This window comes from Streptomyces sp. NPDC030296 (assembly GCF_055572815.1).
Genome location: NZ_JBVICQ010000001.1, coordinates 6,347 through 10,205 on the forward strand (window position 1 = coordinate 6,347; position 3,859 = coordinate 10,205).

Consider the following 3,859-nt stretch of genomic DNA (forward strand, 5'->3'; position numbering starts at 1 on the left):
GGAACGTATGACCTCCACGCCGACAGAAGCCGTGTGACCCTCGCCCCCGCTAGGACCACGTGACACCGTCCCGGCGGAAGCAGCGTGACACCGTCCCCGGCAGGAACGTATGACCTCCACGCCGACAGAAGCCGTGTGACCCTCGCCCCCGCTAGGACCACGTGACACCGTCCCGGCGGAAGCAGCGTGACACCGTCGCCGGCAGAGCCGTGTGACCTTCGGCCCCGCGAGGACCACGTGACACCGTCGCCGTCGGGAGCAGCGTGACACCGTCCCCGGCAGGACCGCGCGACGCCATCCCCGGCACGAGGGGTGTGACAGCGTCGCCAGCAGAGCCGTATGGCCTGCGGGCCGACAGGAGCCGCTGGCCTTCTTCCCCCGCGAGGACCATGTGGCACCGTCCCGGCGGGAGCGGCGTGGGGGTGTCCCCGGCGGGAGCGCACGGCGTCATCCCCGGCAGGAGCGGCGTGACGCCCTTGCCTGCGGGGGCCGTAGGGGCTGCTCCGCAGCAGGAGTCGGATGCCTTCTCGCTCCGCGAGGACCGTGTGACGTCGTCCCCGGCGTCGGCCGTACGCGGTCGTCGTCGCCGGGAGGGAGCCGCGTGACGTCCCGCACGCGGCTCCCGGACGGCCGGCGACGGCAGTGGCGGGGGACCGGTTCTCCACTCCGTTCCCCCGCGTGGCCGGCCGTCAGCCGGTGGCCCGTCCCTGGAGGGGACGGGCGCCCCGGGGGCGGGCCTGCGCGCGGCGGGTGCGCAGCAGCTGCCGCCACTCCTCGGGGCTGAACCGGGCGGGCCGGGTGCGGCCGATGAAGTCGTGGAGCACACCGAGGAAGCGCTCCGGGTCCGTGTGGAACGGGAAGTGCCCGGCGTCCTCGAATATCTCCAGCCGGCTGCCCGGCATGGACACATGGCCGAGGCCGGCGTGCAGGGCCGGGACGACCATGTCGCGTCCGCCCCACACCAGCATGGTCGGCATGCCCTGTGTCAGATAGCAGCGGTCGAGGAGCGTGCCGACCTGGCCCCGCCAGTCGACGACGGCCCGCAGGGTCCGTACGAACGCGCTGCGCGAACTCGCGTCCGGCAGGGCGTCCACCACCCGCAGCAGATCCGGCGCGTCGACCCCGAGTCCCGTGTTCAGCGTCTTCATGATCCGCACGAACATCTGCAACTGCCACCGCACGGTGGGCAGTTGGAAGGCCGACAGCAGCAGTTCGGCGCCGGGCAGCGTGGCGGCCCGCAGCAGCGGGGAGACCTGGCGGCCGATGCCGCCGCTGCCGACGAGGACCAGCCGCTCGGTGCGCTCGGGGAACTGGTAGGCGAACTGGGCGGCCACCGCGCCGCCGAGGGAGTGGCCGACGAGGGTGGCCCGCTCGATGCCCAGGGCGCTGAGCAGATCCCGCAGCCCGTTGGCGTACGCGCCGGGCGAGTAGTCGCCACGGGGTTTGGCGGACGCCCCGTGGCCCAGCAGGTCGGGGGCGAGGACCCGGTACCGGGCGGCCAGGCCCGGGATGATGTCGGCCCAGGTCGCGGAGGAGTCGCCGATGCCGTGGATCAGCACCACCGCGGACTCGCCCTTGCCGGCCATGCGGTAGGCGAAGCGGTAGCCGTGCAGCTCACGGGTGCGGACGCGGATCTCGTTGCGGCCCACCGCCCGCGGCCTGGGCCGTCCCGGCTGCTGGTGGGGCCGGAAGGGCGAGCGGGCGGTGAAGGGGTCGTCGGCCATGGGTCAGGCCTCCTGCGGGATCGGATGGTGGTCACGGACGGGGCGGCGCGGGACCGGCGCGGACTCGACGACGTCCGGGGTGCCCGGAGCCTCGACGCCGACGGGGCCGGGGACGGCGACCGGGACGCGCTGGGCGTGGAAGAGGGCCGGGTCACCGGGGACGCCCTCGGGTTCCGGGTCGAGGCCGAGCGAGGTGAGGGAACGCCAGGGCTGGGCCTGGCCGGGTGTCCTCGTCCGCCAGGGAGTGTGCGCCTGGGCCGGGGAGGAGGGAGCGCGGAGGGTGTGCACGGAGGACATGACAGCCACCTCTGGGTAAGTGTGCGAGGAAGCGCACCGGAAACGGTCGCGGTTACCGCCGCCGACCGGTGGGGGCGACGCCCGGCGCGGGGCGCCGACGGACGGGTGCGGGACTCTCACTCGACGGGAGACCGGCGCGGCTGACGGGGCACGGCGTCGGCCCAGCCGAGGCCCCCGGGGCCGGAGCCGGAGGGGCCCGCTCCACCGGACGGCCCCACCACGGACGCGCCGCCCACGGTGGACGCGCCGAACGCGTCGGACGAGCCGACCACGGTGGACGTGCCGGGCGCGCCGGACGCCTCGGCGCCGAGCGCACGGGACAGGCCGGGCGCGCCGCCGGTCGCCCCCGGTCGCCGCTGCGCGCCGTCGGCGGACAGGGCGCGGCGGCCGCCGAGGCAGTGGGTGACGCGGGCCCGCAGCAGTGAGGCGATCAGCCACTTCCGCATGGCGCCCAGGTGGGCCGGGGAGCCGTGGACGTCGTCGAACTCCTTGAAGCGCACGCGGGGCAGCGCGGAGGCGAGCCGCTGGCGCTCCGTGCCGGGGATGATCTCGTCCCGGGAGCTGACCACGTATCCGACGGGGATGTCGATCGCGCGGAGGATGCCCGGCCCGAGGGGGAAGTCCGCGAGCAGCTCCCGCAGCGCGTCGTCGTCCCTCGCGCCGGTGAGCCGGCGCAGCGTGGCGACGGTGATCCCGGGGACCCGGGGCCACCAGCCGGGGTCGTCGAAGAACCCGGCGACGGGGGCGCCGACGGTGTGGACGGAGCGGATGCGCGGGTCCTCGGCCGCCGCGCGCAGCGCCAGGTGGCCGCTGAAGCTGAGGCCGAGGACGGAGGTGTCGGTCACCCGGGCGCGGTCCGCGAGTTGGTCCATGAGGAACGGCAGCAGCCGCCAGGAGTCCGCGTGGTAGCGCAGGGTGTTCTCGCCGACGCCGGGCATCTCGGCGACCACGGCCGCCCAGCCGAGGCGGGCGAGCCGGGGCAGCAGGGGCGCCCACTGCTCCTTGACGCTGAGGATGCCGCCCATGACCAGCAGCAGCGGCCGTCGGCGGCGGGAGTCGAGTCCGCTCGCCCAGCAGGCGACCGTGCCCTCGGGGTGGTCGAGGACCAGGCGTTGGATGCCGCGCCGGCGCCGCCAGTCGTCGAAGGTGCGGACGCAGTTGTCCTGGGCCCGGCGCCGGACGTCGTCGCCGTGGTACGGGAAACGGGCGAGCGCGTAGTGCCGGCAGGCGTCGAGGGGGCGGCCGGCGACGGCCAGCCGGTCGGCCTCGCCGGTCCACACCCGGGCCCACGACGCGGGGTGTCCCGGCTCGTCGTTGGTGATCCTCGGCAGGACGGCCGCGACCTGGCGGTCACCGATGCCCTGGCCGCGGGCGTGCAGCCGCGCGAACTCCTTGAGTTCCGCGAGATGGTCCATCGCTGTTCTCCGTCTCCTCCGGGATGCGGGTCCGATGCCCGGGGGATGCGGCCGGAGGGCTCGGGGCCTTCCTGGTCGTACCGGCGGCGGGCGGGGCTGTCCGGTCGTACGGCGGCGGGCCTGCCCGGCCGGGAGCGGGGGATGTCCCCCGGCCGGGTGGCCCGCCCGGAGAGATCCTGGCCGCCGTCCCTTAAGCCCTGCTGGCGCACGGGTTGCGCCCCGCTAAGCGCCGCGCGTGGGGTGCCGTGCGCGATGTGCCGTGCGCGATGTGCCGTGCCTGGTGTGCCGTGCGGTGCCGCCGGGCGCACGGCACACGGCGGCGGGGGGGGGGGGGGGGGGGGGGGGGGGGGGGGGGGGGGGGGGGGGGGGGGGGGGGGGGGGGGGGGGGGGGGGGGGGGGGGGGGGTGGGGTGGGGGGGGAGGA

Annotated in this window: 3 protein-coding genes; all 3 read right to left on the minus strand. The window is 76.1% G+C overall.

The window, feature by feature from the left end:
- Nucleotides 1-689: 689 nt before the first annotated feature.
- The 3 genes from ACZ4Z3_RS00030 to ACZ4Z3_RS00040 all read right to left on the minus strand — a co-directional run bounded on the left by ACZ4Z3_RS00030 (nucleotide 690) and on the right by ACZ4Z3_RS00040 (nucleotide 3,436).
- Nucleotides 690-1,724: an alpha/beta fold hydrolase gene (locus tag ACZ4Z3_RS00030; protein WP_468498882.1), complete on the minus strand. Its 1,035-nt coding sequence runs from the start codon at nucleotides 1,722-1,724 to the stop codon at nucleotides 690-692.
- A gap of 3 nt (nucleotides 1,725-1,727) precedes the next feature.
- Nucleotides 1,728-2,021, minus strand: coding sequence for a hypothetical protein (locus ACZ4Z3_RS00035; protein ID WP_468498883.1), 294 nt, complete (start codon nucleotides 2,019-2,021; stop codon nucleotides 1,728-1,730).
- A gap of 116 nt (nucleotides 2,022-2,137) precedes the next feature.
- Nucleotides 2,138-3,436 (minus strand): alpha/beta fold hydrolase, encoded by a 1,299-nt coding sequence (locus tag ACZ4Z3_RS00040; RefSeq protein ID WP_468498884.1) that lies wholly within the window; start codon nucleotides 3,434-3,436, stop codon nucleotides 2,138-2,140.
- Nucleotides 3,437-3,859 lie beyond the last annotated feature (423 nt).